Source organism: Deinococcus aetherius, assembly GCF_025997855.1.
GTDB lineage: Bacteria > Deinococcota > Deinococci > Deinococcales > Deinococcaceae > Deinococcus > Deinococcus aetherius.
In genome coordinates, this window is sequence record NZ_AP026561.1 from 282,647 (window position 1) to 298,726 (window position 16,080).

A 16,080-nucleotide genomic window follows, 5' to 3' on the forward strand; every position below is an offset into this window, starting at 1 on the left:
GGGGCTGAACAGGCCGCCCCGCCTCTGCTCGTCATGTGACGAGCAAGCGCCCCTACCCCTTGAAGCGGGCCGCCAGGCGGGAGGTCGCGCCCGCGAGCAGGGTCACGTCCACCCCGACGGCGACGAAGGTGTAGCCCCATTCCAGGTACGTGCGCGCCACTCCCTGGTCGGTGGCGAGGATGCCCGCCGCCCGGCCCGCCGCCCGAATCCGACCCGCCGCGTCCCGGATGGCCGCCTGCACGTCGGGGTGCCCGGGATTTCCCAGGTGGCCGAGGCTGGCGGAGAGGTCCGCCGGGCCGACGAACACGCCGTCCACCCCCTCCACCCGGGCGATGTCGTCGAGGGCACTCAGGGCGGCGGCCGACTCGACCTGGAGGAGGAGGCAGACGCCCTCGTCGGCGTGTTTGACATACTCCGCGTCCCGGGAGAAGCCGCTCGCGCGGGCGAGGGCACTCCCGACGCCGCGTATCCCGCGCGGGGGGTAGCGGGTTGCCGCCACGAGGTCCCGCGCCTGCGCCGCCGACTCCACCATCGGGATGAGCAGGTTGCGCGCCCTGAGGTCGAGGAGCCGCTTGATGATCACCGCGTCCCCGACGGGCGGGCGCACGACCGGGTGAGCCGGGTAGGGGGCGACCGCCTGAAGCTGCCGCAGGGTCGAGCGCACATCGTTCGGCGCGTGCTCCCCGTCGATCAGGAGCCAGTCGAAGCCCGCCCCGGCACAGATCTCGGCGCTGTAGGGGTCGGCGAGGGCGAGCCAGAAGCCGAAGAGGGTGTCTCCCCGGGCGAGGGCGGTCTTGAAGGGGTTGTCAGGGCTGGTGTCGTTGACCACGAGGCTCCCCGGCGAAGCGGCACGAGAAGGTTCCCAGCCGCCCGTAGTCGAAGGTGAACACGTCCCCGGGGGAGATGTCCACCGGGCGGATGAAGGACCCGGCGAGCACGACCTCGCCCGCAGACAGACTCTCCCCGTGCGGCGCGAGCCGGTTGGCGAGCCAGGCGACCCCGGACGCCGGGTGACCGAGCACGCCCGCCGCCACCCCCGTCTCCTCGATCACGCCGTTGCGAATGCACAGGGCCGCCGCCCAGCGCAGGTCGAGGCCGTCCGGGCGCACGGCCCGCCCTCCCAGGATCACCCCGGCGTTCGCGGCGTTGTCGCTGATGGTGTCGGTCACGCGGCGGGGCCTTCCGGTGCTGGCGCTCACCCGCTCGATCCGGGCGTCGATGATCTCGGCGGCGGGGGTGACGTACTCGGTCGTGCGCAGCACGTCGAACACGTTGACCCCCGGCCCCCGCAGGTCGGCCCGCAGGACGAAGGCGAGTTCGACCTCCACCTTCGGCGCGAGAAACCGCGAGAGGGGAACGTCCCCGTTCGGCTCGAAGAACATGTCGTCGAGGAGCGCCCCGTAGTCGGGCTCGTCGATCCGCGAGGCGAGCTGCATGGCGCGCGAGGTGAGGCCGATCTTGTGGCCCACGACGCGCCGCCCCCCAGCGAGCTTGTGCGCTACCCACGCGCGCTGCACGGCGTAGGCGTCCGCAACCGTCATGCCCGGAAAGCGCTCCGAGAAGGGGGAGAGCTGGACTCCGCTCGCCTCCGCCGCCTCCAGCTCGGCGGCCAGGGCGGGCAGCTCGGCGTCCGGGATGAGGCGCTGGGGGTGGGGGCCTGGCGTCACGGCGACCTCTCGCGCACGTCTACCTCGACGGGCAGGGGATGGGTGATCATGTATCCGCCTCGCGCCGGGTCGTGGGCCCCGGGCTGGGTGCGGTCCCGCGCGTCGGTGGCGCGGGCGACGAGGGTGCGGCGGCCGGGACGGATGGGCGTGTGCCAGGCGAAGCGCCAACGCCGCCAGACGTGAGGCGTGGGCGGATCGAGGAACTCGGCCTCCCTCCAGGTGCACCCGCCGTCCACGCTGACCTCGACCCGCGCGACATCCGTCTCACCCGCCCACGCCGCCCCCGCGACCTCGTAAACGGCGTCGCAGGGCACCTCCTCGTGGGGGGCTGGGCGGGCAATGGTGGCCTTGACCTCCATCGCGCCGATGGGCCGGAGCTGGGGCGGCAGGCCGTCCCGCGTCTCCCAGTAGGCGTAGTCCACCGTCTGGAAGTACCCCTGGAAGGGCTCGGCCGTCACCTGAACCGACGTGAGCCACTTCACCGACGCCATGCCGTACCACCCCGGCACGACCGCGCGCACGGGGAAGCCGTGGTTGGGGGTCAGCGCCTCCCCGTTCATCCTGTAGGCCAGCAGCACGTCGCCCAGCGCCTTGTCCAGGGGAACACTCCGCGCGTAGGGGATATCACCGGGGGTCGGCAACGGGTCAGTCAACGTGCCCCGGTCGGCGCCCTCCAGCACCACCTCGCAGGCCGTGCCGAGGAGTCCGGCCCTTTCGAGCACCTTTGAAAGCGGCACGCCGGTCCACTCGGCCGTGCCCACCGCGCCGAGTTCCCAGGCCACCCCGCGCCGCCGGGGCGTCAGGAAGACGCGCCCGTTCCCGGCGCACTCCATCGTCGCCGTGAGGGTGCGCGCGGGCAGGGCGCGCAACTCGGCGAGGCCCAGCCGGAGGGGACGGGTGACCGCTCCACCTACCGTCAGGCTCCAGTCCTCGGCGGTCAGGAATGGAGTGGGAAAGTGGCTGCGGACGTAGAAGCTCGCCGTGGGCGTCACCCGGGCGTTCAGGTTCCGGAAGGGAAACTCCAGGTTGGGCGGCGACTGCTCGCGGGTGATCAGGTAGGGCGCGGGGCCCAGGTCTGGGGGGGATGGCGGCATGAAACCTCCTGGTGGAATGGGCGAAGGGTGCGGATGCCCGGTCATTCTCCGGGACACACAGCAGAAAGGGCAAAAAGCGCGCGGCTCCCTGCCCCACCGCCCTCCCGGCTAGATGACGTGGACGGGCATTCCCCGCAAGTCCCCCTCGACCGGCTCCACCCAGCCGCCCTCGAAGGCCTCCAGGCGCGAGCCCTCCTCGAACCAGCTGCGGGGGGTCCTCGCGCCCCAGAGGGTCTGGCGGCGGGGGTCGTCGCGCTGCCAGCGGATGGGCTCGAAGTCGGGGTCCACCGTCACGTAGTCGCTGGTGTACAGCTCGATGCGGTGGCCGTCGGGGTCGCGGACGTACAGGAAAAAGGCGTTGGAGATGCCGTGCCGTCCGGGGCCGCGCTCGATGCGCTCGGGCTGCCGCGCCCCCGCCAGGATGTCGCAGGCCCGGATGATGCTCATGGCGTCGGGCATCCAGTAGGCCCAGTGGTGCAGCCTCGGCCCGGCGCCGTTCGTCATGGCGAGATCGTGGACGCCGCCCCGGCGCTGCACCCAGGCGGCCCAGACCCGCCCCGTCTCGTCCTCGGTGAGTTCGGAGGTGCGGAAGCCCAGCCGGGAGCCGTACCATCCCATCATCCCCTCCACGTCGGGCGTCATCACGTTCACGTGGTCCACCCGTTGCAGTCCGGGACCCCGGTGGAGGTGGTAGTCCTGAAGCAGCCAGGGGTGGGTGCGGCTCTCGCGGTAGAAGGCGACGGGCACGCCGAAGGGGTCTTGCATCCGCAGCAGCCGGGGGCGGTCGAGATCCTCCTCCCAGCGGTAGGGGAGACCCTCACGTTCGGCCAGGGCGACGAGAGCGTCGAGGTCCGCGTCCCCCCGCACCCGGTAGGCGAGGTGCCGCACCCCCGCCCCCGGCGCCTGCTCCAGCTTCAGCGTCCACTCGCGGTCCTCCACGCCGCGCAGGTAGAGGGCGCCGGGTTCCTCGTGGAGCACGTTCAGGCCGAGCAGTCCCACGTAGAAGTCCCGCGAGGCGGCGAGGTCGGTCACGGTGAACACCGCGTGGGCGATGCGGATCACGTCGGGGCGCGGTTCCGTGAGCGGGTCAGTCATCCGCCGCCACCTCCGCCGCCCGGTCCACCCGGCCCAGGAACTCGTGCACCCGCGCCACGTAGGGCCGCTTGTCGTACACCTCGTACAGGGCCGAGTGCATCCGCACCGGGTCGCCGAAGAAGAACTTCTCGTAGAGGTTCTGGCGCCCGCCGAAGGAACTCAGCGTCATGTCCCAGGCGAGGCGGAAGAGACGCAGCCGGTCCTCCGCGCTCGCGCCCGCCGCCTGGAGGTACTTGGTGATCATCGGCCCGAGCGGTCCCTCGCGGTCAGCCTTGCTCGGCATCATGATGATGCCCGAGGCGCCGAGGAGTTGCAGGAGTTCGTTCAGGCGGGGGTAAACCGCCGGGTAGTAGTTCCGGGCGGCGTCGAGGGGACCGCGCGCCGGGGTCATCACCCCATAGCTGTTCAGGGTGGCTCCCTCACGCGCCGCGATCTCCAGGGCCCGCATGATCTCCAGGGTGACGATGATCTCGGCGACCTTGCTCTGGACGTGCTGGAACCCACCGCTGCCGACCGCCTCCACCATCGCCTGCGCGGCGCCCAGGAAGGCCTCGGTCTTGGCGATCTTGAGGTTCACGACCTGATAGGCCATGTGGAGCACGGCGTCGGTTCCGGCGTAGGCTTTGTTCGCCAGCTCCACGTCGTACAGCAGGAAGACGCGCTCCCACGGCACGAGCACGTCGTCGAAAATCACGAAGGCGTCCTGCTCGTCGAAGCGGCTGCCGAGCGGGTGGTCCTCCGGGTCGCGCCCCACGTCGAAGGGTTCGCGGCACTGGAAGCTCAGGCCGGGCGCGTTCGTCGGGAGCGCGAAGCCCATCGCGTAGCGGCTCTTGTCGGCGTTCTCCTTGAGGACCGTCGAGGGGAACACCAGAATCTCGTCCGCGATGGGCAGCGTCGCCATCATCCGCGCGCCCCGCACGACCACCCCGTCCTCCCGTTCCTCCACCACGCCGAGCGCGATGTAGGGGTCGGGGAGTTCGGACGCCTGCTTGGCCCGGTTGACCTGTGGGTTCGTCAGCGCGTGGGTCAAGCACAGGTCGTTCTCGCGCACGAACTCGTAGTAGCGGCGCATGTTGGCGGCGAAGTCGCGCACGCCGTCCCCGCTCGCCTCGCACCCGGCGAAGTACCCGGCGCCCATCCCCGCCGCCATCACGTTCGCGTTCATGTAGTCGGGCGCGCGGCCCAGGAAGCCCAGCGAAGAGTTCGCCCGGATGCGGTGAGCCTCGCCGATGCGCCCCAGGTCCTCCTTCGACCTCGGCACGAGCAGGCTCATCGGGAAGCGTTCGCCGCCCTCCTCGAAGGTGAGGGCGTCACGCATCTCAGGGCGGTGCTGAAGGTCGTACAGCCCGGCGAGGCTGCGCGCCATGTTGCGGGTCGCGGGGTGGGTGGTGGGGTCGGCGACGCGGGCGCCGTCCACGTAGAGGGTGGGCGGGTTGTGCCGCAGGCGGTCGAGGAACTGCTGGCCGGTGAGGGTTGCCATGGGGGCCTCCTTATGCCTCTTCGGTAGCGTTGTATTTGAAGACCTTGACGACGTAGCCATCCGGGTCAAGCACGAAAAAGCCGTAAGGTCCGGTGGCATGACTGTATTCCTCACGCATGTCCCGGTGAATGTTCGCTTGAGTTGCCAGCCGGGTGAACAGCGCATCCACCTCGTCAAAGGAAGCCAGTTCAAGACCTAAGTAGGTCAGGGCGCCCGAATCGGGGGAGAAGTCGACTTGGTCAAAAATCAGTCGCGTCCGACCGTCGAAAGTGGCGAATAGCCGCTGCCCACCGGCAGGGCGAGAGACGTTGGCTCCGAGGGCCTCGTAGAAGACCTGGGTGCGGCCAAGGTCAAGGGCCTTGAGGGCGACGTGTTCTAGCAGGGGCACGTCAATTTCCCCCTTTGCTTGGGGAGGCGAAAAAGCAGGGCGAGCGGGGCTCGCCACCCCTCTCCCAACCCTCTCCCGCAAGGGGAGAGGGCTTTAGGCTGCGGGTGTGGATAGGTTTTCGCGGCGGGAGGGCAGGGAGAGGTCGCGCGCCCTGCGGGAGCGGAGCACGCCGCAGGAGGTATTGCTGTGGGAGCACTTGCGGGCAGGCCGCCAGCTGGGCGTGAAGTTCAAGCGTCAGCAGCCACTCGGGTTTTACATCGCCGACTTTGTGGCGTTGGAGCGAAAATTGATCATCGAATTGGACGGCAGCCACCACGCCGGAAGCGAGTACGACGCTGTAAGGGATGCCGAACTTCGTGCCCGGGGCTTCACCGTCCTGCGCTTCTGGAACAACGAGGTGACGGACAACCTGGAGGGCGTACTGGCGCGAGTAGCCGAAGCCCTGGAGTAGCCCCTCTCCCCCTGCGGGAGAGGGGTTGGGGAGAGGGGTGGCAGCCCACGACTGCCCTCTCACGTCTTCTCCTGCCACCGCTCCAAAATCTGCTCCCCGGCGCTCTTCAGGCGATTCTTCTCGATAAACGCCGGTACGTCCTTCAAACGGGTCGGGTACGGTCCCCACGTTCCCCAGTAGCCGAAGCCAGCGTTCAAAAGCGTCTCTGCAACTCGCCATCCCTCCGTGTCGTCCTGCTGCGGCGCACGAAAGTTCTTCCCGATGAGGCGCATCTCTTTTCCACATTGGGGACAGAGATGTGCGATGGGCTTTGGGACGACTCGCAGGGCCTTCGAGTTAGGCCGACGAATAACTACGACTGGTGAGCGGTCGTCATGGACCTTTTGAAATTGCTTCCGGCAGTCAAAGCAGACATAGTGGTTGCTGCTCACCCCTCCGCCACCTCCTTGCTTACCACAGGCGCCTGCCCCACCCCCAGCCTCGCCGTCTTGTGCGTCCCCAGTGAGATGGCGATATTCTTCGTCTCCATGTAGAAGTCGAAGGAGTAGTCGCCGCCGTCGCGCCCGATGCCGCTGTTCTTCACCCCACCGAAGGGCGTCGGCAGGTGCCGGACGTTCTCGGAGTTCACCCAGATCATCCCGGCCTCCAGCCCATGCGAGAAGCGGTGGGCGCGGGTGAGGTCGTTCGTCCACAGGTATCCGGCCAGCCCGTATTGCACGTCGTTGGCGAGGGCCAGGGCGTCCGCCTCGTCGGTGAAGGGGATGGCGGTCAGGACCGGGCCGAAGATTTCCTCCTGACTGATTCGCATGTCGTTGCGCGCCTCGGTGAAGAGGGTAGGGGAGACGTAGTTGCCTTCCCCGCCCACACGCCCACCGCCCGCCGCGATGGTCGCGCCCTCCTCCCGCGCCCGGTCGAAGTACCCCATGACTTTCTCGAAATGCCGGGGGTGGACCAGCGGCCCGATCTCGGTCGCCGGGTCGAGCGGGTCGCCCACCCGGATGTTCCTCGCGCGTTCGGCGATGCGGGCCGTGAACTCGTCGTAGATGCCTTCCTGAATCAGCACGCGGCTGGAACTCGTACAGCGTTCGCCGTTCAGGCTGTAGATCATGAAGACGACGGCGTCGAGGGCCTTTTCCAGATCCGCGTCCTCGAACACCACGACCGGGTTCTTGCCGCCCAGCTCGAAGTGGACGCGTTTGAGGGTGTCTGCCCCCTGTCGCATGATGTGGCTCCCGGTCGTCGTCTCGCCCACGAAGGCGACCGCCTTGATCAGGGGATGCTCGGTCAGCGCCCTGCCCGCCGTCTCCCCGAACCCGTGGACGAGGTTGTGGACTCCTCCCGGCAGCCCCGCCTCGTCCATGATCTCGGCCAGCAGGGTCGCCGTGACCGGGCTCCACTCGGCGGGCTTGTGGACGACCGTGCAGCCCGCCGCGAGGGCCGGGGCGATCTTCCACGTCGAGAGCATGAAGGGCGTGTTCCAGGGCGTGATCACGCCGACCGGGCCGATGGGCTGGCGCAGGGTGTAGTTGAGGAAGCCGGGGGCGGGGAGGCTCTGCCCGTCCGAGGCGGAGGGCGCCCGGTCGGCGAAGAAGCGGAAGTTCTCGGCCCCGCGCGCCGCCGCCGACTTCATGAAGCGGATGGCCTGCCCGGTGTCGAGACTTTCGAGCAGGGCGATCTCCTGGGCGCGGGCCTCGATCAGGTCGGCGACGCGGTGGAGGACTCTGCGGCGTTCGGCCCCGCCCACCTCGCGCCAGGTCTGGAAGGCGTCGAAAGCGGCTCTGGCGGCCCGGTCGATGTCCCCGGCGTCGCCGCTCGCCACGCTGGCGATCACGGAATTGTCGGTGGGCGTGTGCGTCTCGAAGGTCTCGCCGCTCAGCGAGTCTACCCACGCCCCGCCGATGAAGTGCCGGATGCCCCGCGCGTGGGTGCGTTCACGAAGTTGACGGGCCTGCTCGTGGTTGTCGTGGGCCTGGGGTGGGGATTGTGTCTGAGTCATGGTGCCTCCAGGTCGAAGACGCCGCGCTCGCCGTGGGCGCGGAGGTGAAAGGGGAGACGGCGGGCAGGCTCTCCCACCGGGAACCAGCCGCGTCCGACCGGAACCACGATGAGCAGCCCCTCCTCATCGCCCAGGGGGGTGAAGGTGGGGGAAGACTCCCCGTAGGTCCGGAGCCCGAAGCGGCCTTGCAGGTCGCGCACGGTGCCCGGCACATCGGAAACGGACACCCCCAGCTCGCTCACGCCGAGAAGGTCCGTCACGTCGAAGCCGCTCCCGGGGAGGGCGGGAAGGGTGTGCCGCGCGATCAGTTCCAGAATGTTGCCGCCCGCGTCCCGGAAGTAGACCATGTCCGCGTTCCAGTTCTCCGAGTGGAAGACTGTTTGTCCCGTATCGTCGGGCAGCAGCGCCACCCGTTCCTCCAGCCAGGCCCTCGCCCCGGGGAAGCGGTCTTCGGGCACGTTGAGGGCGAAGTGGTACGGCCCGCCCGCCTCCCCGGGGACGAAGCGCAGGAGGGTGGAGCCGGCGCGCAGGGAGAGCCCGGTGGCGTCGTCCTCCAAGGGAAACCCCAGCACGCCCGCGTAAAAGGCCCGTTGCCCCTTGGGGTCGGGGGTGTGCAGGGTCAACCGCTCGAACCTCATGGCCGGGCCCCGGCGGGAAGGCTGACGGAGTAGGCGTTGAAGGATTCGTCGAGAAGTTGTTGGTTGCCCTTGGACACGAGGAGGGAACCTGCTCCGCCGTACTGCGGCGTCCACAGTTCCACCCGGTAACGGTAACCGTTCTTGGTCGTGAACTCGTAGGCCGTCAACTCCTCATTGGTGATCTTGCGGCCCCCGGTGACGTACACGCCCGGTGTTCCATCGAAGTTCCGGGTGGCGTAGGTCGCCGCCCTGCCGTTGTCCCAGACGATGACGGTGCGCTTGCTCGTCGCGCCCAGGAAGGCGGCCTGGGGGACGTAGCGGCAGGGAAAGTTTCCTTCCGGCGTGCGGAACCGGCCCACGCGCGTCATGCGGTAGGCGGGGTCGTTCACGCTTTCGACGTTGCTGGTGTGGATGTAAAACCGTCCGCCCCCGCCCGTGCCGTCCGGAAAGGTCAGGGGCGTGTAGATGTTCCCGGCGCCGGGATCGGGCGTGCCCAGGAGGTAGGTGGCCGTCAGGACGGCGGCGTCCGCTTCTCGCGGTGGGCGTTTCAGCCAGCGGCGGAGAGTGACGGGCTGCGGCGTGGCGGGGTCTGCCCTCACGGGTTGCGTGACTGCCAGCACCCGGTCCGGGGCGTCGCACCACGCAAAGGCGGACTGCACCTTCCCGCCCACGTTGACGTAAGACCGCATCTCGTACCGCTGGGGCGCGGCCAGGGCGAGGACGGAGAGGGCGAGGCCAAGGGGCAGGACATGCTGAAACTTCATGCTCACAGGTTGCCCCTGGCGCGTGAACCTCGCCATCCAATTTCCTGACGGCCCTTTCCTCCTCACCGCCCGTCCCATTCCCCTTCCCTGCTCTCCTTGCCCCGGATCGGCTCGGCGCCCTCGTCCTCCTCCTGAATGTCGTTTTCCAGCACGCCCAGGCCCTCCACCTCCAGCCGCATCACGTCGCCGGGGCGGACGTGGGAGATACCCTTCGGCGTGCCCGTCAGGATCACGTCGTCCTTTTGCAACGTCATGAAGCGGCTGATGTGCTCGATCAGCTCGGGGATGGAGAAGATCATGTCGTGCGTGGACCCCCGTTGCCGCAGCTCGCCGTTCACGTGGGCGGTGAGGGTCAGGTTATGCGGGTCCGCGACCTCGTCGGCGGTGACGTAGTAGGGGCCCAGCGGCCCGAAGGTGTCCCAGCCCTTGCCGCGCAGGGGGGGGCGGAAGGTGTTCGTCACGTAGTCGCGCACCACGAGGTCGTTGGCGACCGTGTAGCCGCCGACGTAGTCCAGCGCGTCCGCCGCCTTCACCCGCCGGGCGTCCCGGCCGATGACCACCGCGAGTTCGACCTCGTAGTGCATGAACTGGGCGCCGCGCGGGTAGATCACCGTGCCCCGGTGCGGCAGCAGGGTGGTGTTCGGCTTCCAGAAGAGGGCGGGTTCCTGCGGCTGGGTCAGGCCCAGTTCGCCCGCATGGTCGTTGTAGTTCAGCGCCAGGGCAAGGACCTTGGGCGGCTCGACGGGGAGGCGGAACTGCACCCGGTCCGGGTCGTGGGCGACTCCGGCGGGGTCGATCAACCTGCCGTCTTGCAGGTGGCCGGTCAGGGGGCGACCCCCGGCCGTGAAGCGGGCGAGTTTCAAGGGGTGGCTCCGGTCATGGGACCTCCGGGGGAGGGGAGAGGGGCTTCAGGTTGTCGGTGCCCCAGCATAGGCCCACTCGCGGCGGGGGGGGAGGCGGGGCCGTCCGTCTCCGCGCTGACCTTTCTGCTACGATCCCACAAAGCCCAACCCAGCCGGGGCACAGTCCTGCCCCTCGCCGTTCGAACCGTCCCCACGGAGGTTTTCCCCATGATGCGACCCGCCCGCCTGATCGTGACCGCCCTGCTCGCCCTCTCCTCGCTCGCGCTGGCCGACGTCCGGGTGGGGGTGGTGGTGTCCTCGACGGGTCCGGCGGCGAGCCTGGGTATCCCCGAGAAGAACACGGTCGCGCTGCTGCCCCAGACCATAGGCGGGCAGCGGATCGTGTACACGGTCCTCGACGACGCCTCCGACACGACCGCCGCCGTGACGGCCACCCGCAAGCTGATCCAGGACAACAAGGTCGACCTCATCATCGGGACGACGACCACGCCCGCCTCGCTCGCCATGATCGACGTGGCCGCCGAGGCGAAGGTGCCCATGATCAGCCTCGCCGCCTCCGAGTCGATCATCAAGCCCGTGGACGCCCGGAGGGGCTGGGTGTTCAAGACCCCGCAGACGGACGCCCTGATGGCCGCCGCCGTGGCCGCGCACATGCAGCAAAACGGGGTGAAGACCGTCGGCTACATCGGCTTCAACGACGCCTACGGGGAGGGCTGGCTGAACGAGCTTCAGAAGAACGCGGCGGCGCGCGGCCTGCGGGTGGTCGCCGTGGAGCGGTACGGGAGAAGTGATACCAGCGTCACCGGGCAGATTCTCAAGGTGCTCGCCGCCCGGCCCGACGCGGTGCTGATCGGCGCGTCCGGGGTGCCCGCCGTGCTGCCGCAGAAGACCCTCAAGGACCGGGGGTACGCGGGCAAGATCTACCAGACCCACGGGGTCGCCAACGCCGACTTCCTGCGGGTGGGGGGCCGGGACGTGGAAGGGGCGATCCTGCCCGCCGGGCCAGTGCTCGTCGCCTCCCAGCTTCCCGACGCCAACCCCAGCAAGAAGGTCGGGCTCGCCTACACCAGCCTGTACGAGGGCCGCTACGGCCAGAACAGCGTCAGCACCTTCGGGGCGCACATGTGGGACGCGGGCCTGCTGATCCAGAAGGCCATCCCGGTCGCCCTGAAGCGGGCCAAACCCGGCACCCCCGAGTTCCGCGCCGCCCTGCGCGACGCGCTGGAGGGCACCCGCAACGTGATCGGCGCCCACGGCATCTTCAACCTGGGGCCCCAGGACCACCTCGGCCTCGACGCCCGCAGCCGCGTGATGGTGCAGGTCGTGAACGGCGACTGGAAGCTGATCCGGTAGGTGGAGTCGGGGGCGGGGTGGGCTGCAGAGGAGCGGTCGGCCGTCAGCCGTCAGGAAAGACAGGCGTGTCCGCCCTGGGCGGGACGTGGGCCTGGGGTCGGGGGCGTCGCGGCTCCCGACCTCTCCCGTGAGGAGGTGAGGGCGTGACGACCCTGAGTTCAAGCTGGCTCAACGCGCTGCGCGCTGCGTTGGGCGACCGGGTGAGTGCCCAGCCCGGCCACCTCGGCGCCCACGCCCGCGACGAGGGCACGCCCCTGACCCGCACGCCGGGGGCGGTCGTCTTCGCCCGGTCGGAGGCGGACGTGCTGGGGACGCTGGCCGTCGCACGGGAGCACGGCGTGCCCGTCACCCCGTGGGGCGCCGGGACGAGCCTGGAGGGGGCGGCCCTCCCCGTGCCGGGCGCCATCTCCCTCGACCTCACGGGCCTGGACGCCGTGGGCGAGGTGGACCCGGTGGGCTGGACGGTGACGGTGGGGCCGGGGATGCGGCGCCTGAATCTGAACCGCCGCCTGCGCCCGCACGGGCTGTTCTTCCCGGTGGACCCGGGGGCGGACGCCTCCTTGGGCGGCATGGCCGCCACGAACGCCAGCGGCACGACCACGGTGCGCTACGGGGGGATGCGTGAACACGTCGCCGCCCTGCGCGTGGCGCTGGTGGACGGGCGTGTCCTGACGCTGGGAAGCGCGGCCCGCAAGAGCAGTAGCGGGTACGCGCTCAAGGGGCTCTTCATCGGCTCGGAGGGGACCCTGGGCGTGATCACGTCCCTCACCCTGCGGCTGCACCCGCTGCCGCCCGCGACGGCGAGCGCCCAACTCGCGTTCCCGGACGTGGAGGCCGCCGTGGGGGCGAGCCTCACCCTGCGCGGGCTCGGCGTGCTGCCCGAGCGGCTGGAGTTCGTGGACGCGGCGACCGTGCGGGCGGTGAACCGCCACCGGGACCGCCGTGACCCCGAGGAACCGACCCTCTGGGTGGAGGTGGCGGGCCGTGACCGGGGGGACGTGGACGCGCAACTCGCCCTCGTGGCGGAGGCGGCGGGCCTGCACGGGGGTCAGGTGGTGGGGGAGGCCCGGACGCCCGAGGCGGCGGGGGCCCTGTGGGCGGCCCGGCACGGCGTGTACGACGCCCTGCGTGCCGCGTGGCCCGGGCACGCCACTCGCATCGGGGACGTGTGCGTGCCCCTCCCGGCGCTCGCGGGAACGGCGGCCCTCGCGCTGCGGCTGCTGGGCGAACGCGGCCTGACCGCCCCCCTGGTAGGGCACATCGGGGACGGCAACCTCCACCTGCTCATGCACGCCCCGCCGGACGACGCGGGGGCCTGGGCGCGCATCGACCACGTCCTGCACGCCCTCGCCGCACACGCCGTCGCGGTGGGGGGCACCTGCACGGGCGAACACGGGGTCGGGCTGCGCAAGCGGGCCTACCTCCGCGCCGAGCACGGGGACGCCCTCGACGTGATGCGCGACGTGAAGGCGCTGCTTGACCCCCGGGGGCTGCTCAACCCCGGCAAGGTGGTCGGTGATCCCGGCTGGGACCCTGTTCCCTCATCCTGACCCGCGCTCGCGCGTCACCTGCGCCCCGGTTCCGTGCGGCGCAGGAAGCGCGTGAGGAGCAGCACCGCCGCCGTCGTCAGCCCCGCCGTCAGCCCGAACCACAGGCCGCGCGGCCCCAGCCCGAGGGGAAAGGCGAGGAGCGCCCCCACCCCAAGCCCCACGAGCCAGTACGAGGTCAGCGAGATCAGGAGCGGCCAGCGGGTGTCGTGCAGGCCGCGCAGGGCGGCGTTCGCGGTGACCTGCACCCCGTCGAGCGTCTGGAACAGGGCGGCAATGACGAGCAGGGCCGTGCCCGTGGCGATCAGGGCCGCGTTGCGCGGGTCGTCCACGTCCACGAAGACGCCGAGCGCCAGGCGGGGGGCGAGGAGTTCGAGGAGGGCGAACAGGGCCATCACGCCTGCCGCTACGCCCACGCCCGTCAGCCCGGCCCGGCGTGCCCCCGCCCGGTCCCCCGCCCCCGCCGCGTGGGCGACCCGGATGCCCGTCGCGGTGGCGAGCCCCAGCGGGATCATGAACACCGCCGTGATGACCTGCAACGCGATGTTGTGCCCGGCGAGCGCCTCCGGGCCGAAGCCCGCCATCAGCAGCGAGACCACGCTGAACATGCCGCCCTCGGCGCCGAGGGTCAGGCCGATGGGCCAGCCCAGGCGCAGCAGGGCGCCCACCTCCCCGCGCGTTCCCCCCGGCGGGCGGGGCGCGGCCCGCAGCGCGGCGGGAAGCAGGGCAAGGGTGGTGGCCCACGCCGCCCCCGCGCTCGCCACCCCCGCCCCCACCAGGCCCAGCCGGGGCAGGGGCCCCCACCCGAAGGCGAGGGCCGGGCTGAGCACGCTCACGAGCGCCACGCCGCCCAGCGCCACCGCCGTCACCACCCGGGGCCGCCCGGTGCCCTCCAGCGTGCCGCGCAGCGCGGTGAAGGTCAGCGCGGGAAGCATCCCCAGCGCGTACACCCGCAGGTAGGTGGCGGCGAGGTCGGCCCGGATGCCCTCCGGCGCGAGCCCCGGCAGGAGCGCCGCCACGCCCCACATCAGGGGAAAGGCGAGCGCCGCGAGCCCGAGGGCCAGCCGCAGCCCGCCCCGCAGCGCCCGGCCCACGCCCGCCGGGTCTCCCGCCCCGTGCGCCTGCGCGGCTCGGGGGCCCACCGAGAGCATCACCCCCACCAGGATCATGAACAGGAGGTAGTACGTGGCGTTCGCGTACGCCGCCGCCGCGAGTTCCGCCTCCCCCAGCCGCCCGATCACCGCCGTGCTGATCAGCGCCAGGGCGTTCGAGGCGAACTGCGACACGACCACGGGTCCCGCCAGCCGGGTCAGGGCCATGAGTTCCCCGCGCAGGGGGGAGGGGAGGGAGAGGGGGGTCAGCGTCACGGTCTGGCAGTCTACGCGCCGGGGGCGGAAAGGGAGGCCGGGCGAACCTGGCCTCCCCCGCGCCCCGCGCCGGGGTGGGCTACTGCGCCCCGTACCGGGTCAGGAAGTCGTAGCGCAGCACCCGGCCCGTGCCCGGCTCCCCGACCCCGTTCACCGCGACGAAGGCGTCCCCACGCGCGTTGAAGGCGATGGAGGTGGGGAAGTTCAGCCCGCCGAGCACCGTCTCCTTGACGTTGTTGGCCTTGACCCGGATCACCGAGCCGCTCCCGGGCCCGGTGGGGGCGAAGGACACCGCGTAGAGGTTGCCGTCCGGCCCGGCGCGGAGGTCGGTGAGCCCGCTCAGGCCCGTGGCGTAGTCGGTCTGCGCGCCCGTGACCGGGTCCACCCGGATGATCCTGGCCGACCCCGGGAGTTCCGGCCCGCCGGGGAACAGGGCCACGTACAGCGCCCCGTCGGCCCCGGCGGCGACGCCCGTGGGGACCGCCTGGGCCTCGATGGGCTCGGTGGCGCCCGGAGGCGTGACCCGCAGCGCCTGGAAGACGGTGACGGTGGCGAGCGTCTTCGTCGCCGGGTCGAGCCGCAGCAGGGTGTTGGCCGCCGCGTCGGTGATATAGAGCCTGCCGTTCAGCGCGGTGAGGCCGTAGGGGTGGGAGTCGATGCCGCCCTGTTCGGCGGGCACGCCGTCGGGGTTGTTGGCGGCCTCCCAGGCGTAGGTGTCGGCGACCTCGGTGGCCGCGTTCCCGCTGATCTTCAGCACGGCGGCGAGCTTGGCGGGCCGGGTTCCCCCGCCGGGGAAGGCAGTCCACTGGCCGTTAGTGACGTACACCTCGCCCCCCAGCGTGGTCAGCCGCGAGGCCCCCACCGCCCCGAAGGGCGTGCCCAGCGACGGCAGGGTCGTGACGACCGTCTGCTCGCCCCCCGCGCTCACCCGCACCACCCGCGCCGTGTCCCCGAGGGTGATCGAGACGGGCCCGCTTTCGCCGGGAATCGACCCGATCACCTGCGTGCCCCCCGTCCCGCTGTCGGCGACCCAGACGTTGTCCTGCCCGTCCACGTACACTCCCTGCGGCCCGTTGAGACCGCTGGCGACGACGCTGCCGTGGGCGGGGGCCACCACGACCTCCCGGGTGCAACCCGCGAGCAGGAAGGCGGTGGCGAGCAGGGCGGCGGAGCGGCGTGTTGCTGTTAAGCCCATAGTTCCTCCCGAGGCCAGCTCCCACCGGAACCGGGGCCGGCAGCCGTCACCCCGGCCGTGGGAAAAGGCAGACGGACCGTAACATTTTTCACTTTGGCTGTGAAGGGTCTCCCTTCGGCCTAAGCCATCTGGCTGATTCGGGAGACATGGGGAAGGAGCGGAGGAGGGAAGCGGCCCGTCTG

The 16,080-nt window shown here is 70.9% G+C and carries 16 protein-coding genes; 3 read left to right on the forward strand and 13 right to left on the reverse strand.

Annotated features, from left to right (window positions below; translation table 11 throughout):
* Positions 1-52: 52 nt before the first annotated feature.
* From hpaI to DAETH_RS17525, 6 genes are all read right to left on the reverse strand, one after another.
* Entirely contained in the window at positions 53-829 is a 777-nt protein-coding gene (gene hpaI / locus DAETH_RS17500) for a 4-hydroxy-2-oxoheptanedioate aldolase (protein WP_264777997.1), read from the reverse strand.
* Positions 807-1,667 carry a 2-oxo-hept-4-ene-1,7-dioate hydratase gene (gene hpaH / locus DAETH_RS17505; protein ID WP_264777998.1) on the reverse strand — a complete coding sequence of 287 codons (861 nt, stop codon included), beginning with the start codon at positions 1,665-1,667 and terminating at the stop codon, positions 807-809. The genes hpaI and hpaH overlap by 23 nt, the downstream gene beginning before the upstream one ends.
* A complete protein-coding gene (locus tag DAETH_RS17510) occupies positions 1,664-2,761 on the reverse strand; it encodes a sulfite oxidase (protein ID WP_264777999.1) in 1,098 nt (365 codons plus the stop codon). Before DAETH_RS17510 ends, hpaH begins: the two co-directional genes overlap by 4 nt.
* Before the next feature lie 108 nt (positions 2,762-2,869).
* Positions 2,870-3,856: a 3,4-dihydroxyphenylacetate 2,3-dioxygenase gene (hpaD, locus tag DAETH_RS17515; RefSeq protein WP_264778000.1), complete on the reverse strand. Its 987-nt coding sequence runs from the start codon at positions 3,854-3,856 to the stop codon at positions 2,870-2,872.
* Positions 3,849-5,336, reverse strand: a complete 1,488-nt coding sequence (hpaB, locus tag DAETH_RS17520) for a 4-hydroxyphenylacetate 3-monooxygenase, oxygenase component (protein ID WP_264778001.1) — start codon at positions 5,334-5,336, stop codon at positions 3,849-3,851. The genes hpaD and hpaB overlap by 8 nt, the downstream gene beginning before the upstream one ends.
* A 10-nt stretch (positions 5,337-5,346) precedes the next feature.
* A complete protein-coding gene (locus DAETH_RS17525; RefSeq protein ID WP_264778002.1) occupies positions 5,347-5,724 on the reverse strand; it encodes a VOC family protein in 378 nt (125 codons plus the stop codon).
* A 106-nt stretch (positions 5,725-5,830) separates the two neighbouring features.
* On the opposite strand from DAETH_RS17525, the gene DAETH_RS17530 reads away from it, so the two are divergent.
* Complete coding sequence (locus DAETH_RS17530) at positions 5,831-6,175, forward strand: endonuclease domain-containing protein (protein WP_264778003.1); 345 nt, start codon at positions 5,831-5,833, stop codon at positions 6,173-6,175.
* A 59-nt stretch (positions 6,176-6,234) separates the two neighbouring features.
* Here DAETH_RS17530 and DAETH_RS17535 read toward each other — a convergent pair whose 3' ends face one another.
* The 5 genes from DAETH_RS17535 to DAETH_RS17555 all read right to left on the reverse strand — a co-directional run bounded on the left by DAETH_RS17535 (position 6,235) and on the right by DAETH_RS17555 (position 10,436).
* Positions 6,235-6,447 (reverse strand): hypothetical protein, encoded by a 213-nt coding sequence (locus tag DAETH_RS17535; protein WP_264778004.1) that lies wholly within the window; start codon positions 6,445-6,447, stop codon positions 6,235-6,237.
* Positions 6,448-6,602: 155 nt separating this feature from the next.
* Positions 6,603-8,171, reverse strand: coding sequence for a 5-carboxymethyl-2-hydroxymuconate semialdehyde dehydrogenase (gene hpaE / locus DAETH_RS17540; RefSeq protein ID WP_264778005.1), 1,569 nt, complete (start codon positions 8,169-8,171; stop codon positions 6,603-6,605).
* On the reverse strand, positions 8,168-8,809 hold the full coding sequence (locus DAETH_RS17545) for a VOC family protein (RefSeq protein WP_264778006.1): 642 nt from the start codon (positions 8,807-8,809) through the stop codon (positions 8,168-8,170). The genes hpaE and DAETH_RS17545 overlap by 4 nt, the downstream gene beginning before the upstream one ends.
* The gene (locus tag DAETH_RS17550) at positions 8,806-9,573 is read right to left on the reverse strand and encodes a hypothetical protein (protein ID WP_264778007.1); all 768 of its coding nucleotides are present in this window, start codon (positions 9,571-9,573) and stop codon (positions 8,806-8,808) included. The genes DAETH_RS17545 and DAETH_RS17550 overlap by 4 nt, the downstream gene beginning before the upstream one ends.
* 62 nt (positions 9,574-9,635) lie before the next feature.
* A complete protein-coding gene (locus tag DAETH_RS17555) occupies positions 9,636-10,436 on the reverse strand; it encodes a fumarylacetoacetate hydrolase family protein (protein ID WP_264778008.1) in 801 nt (266 codons plus the stop codon).
* 207 nt (positions 10,437-10,643) lie between these two features.
* Here DAETH_RS17555 and DAETH_RS17560 point away from each other — a divergent pair, with 207 nt between their 5' ends.
* Positions 10,644-11,789: an ABC transporter substrate-binding protein gene (locus DAETH_RS17560; RefSeq protein ID WP_264778009.1), complete on the forward strand. Its 1,146-nt coding sequence runs from the start codon at positions 10,644-10,646 to the stop codon at positions 11,787-11,789.
* A 143-nt stretch (positions 11,790-11,932) separates the two neighbouring features.
* Positions 11,933-13,339 carry an FAD-binding oxidoreductase gene (locus DAETH_RS17565; RefSeq protein WP_264778010.1) on the forward strand — a complete coding sequence of 469 codons (1,407 nt, stop codon included), beginning with the start codon at positions 11,933-11,935 and terminating at the stop codon, positions 13,337-13,339.
* A gap of 14 nt (positions 13,340-13,353) precedes the next feature.
* Here the strand turns inward: DAETH_RS17565 and DAETH_RS17570 are convergent, their stop codons facing one another.
* Both DAETH_RS17570 and DAETH_RS17575 read right to left on the reverse strand, forming a co-directional pair.
* On the reverse strand, positions 13,354-14,655 hold the full coding sequence (locus tag DAETH_RS17570) for an MATE family efflux transporter (protein WP_264778059.1): 1,302 nt from the start codon (positions 14,653-14,655) through the stop codon (positions 13,354-13,356).
* 127 nt (positions 14,656-14,782) lie between these two features.
* Positions 14,783-15,898: a ScyD/ScyE family protein gene (locus DAETH_RS17575; protein WP_264778011.1), complete on the reverse strand. Its 1,116-nt coding sequence runs from the start codon at positions 15,896-15,898 to the stop codon at positions 14,783-14,785.
* Positions 15,899-16,080: the final 182 nt, after the last annotated feature.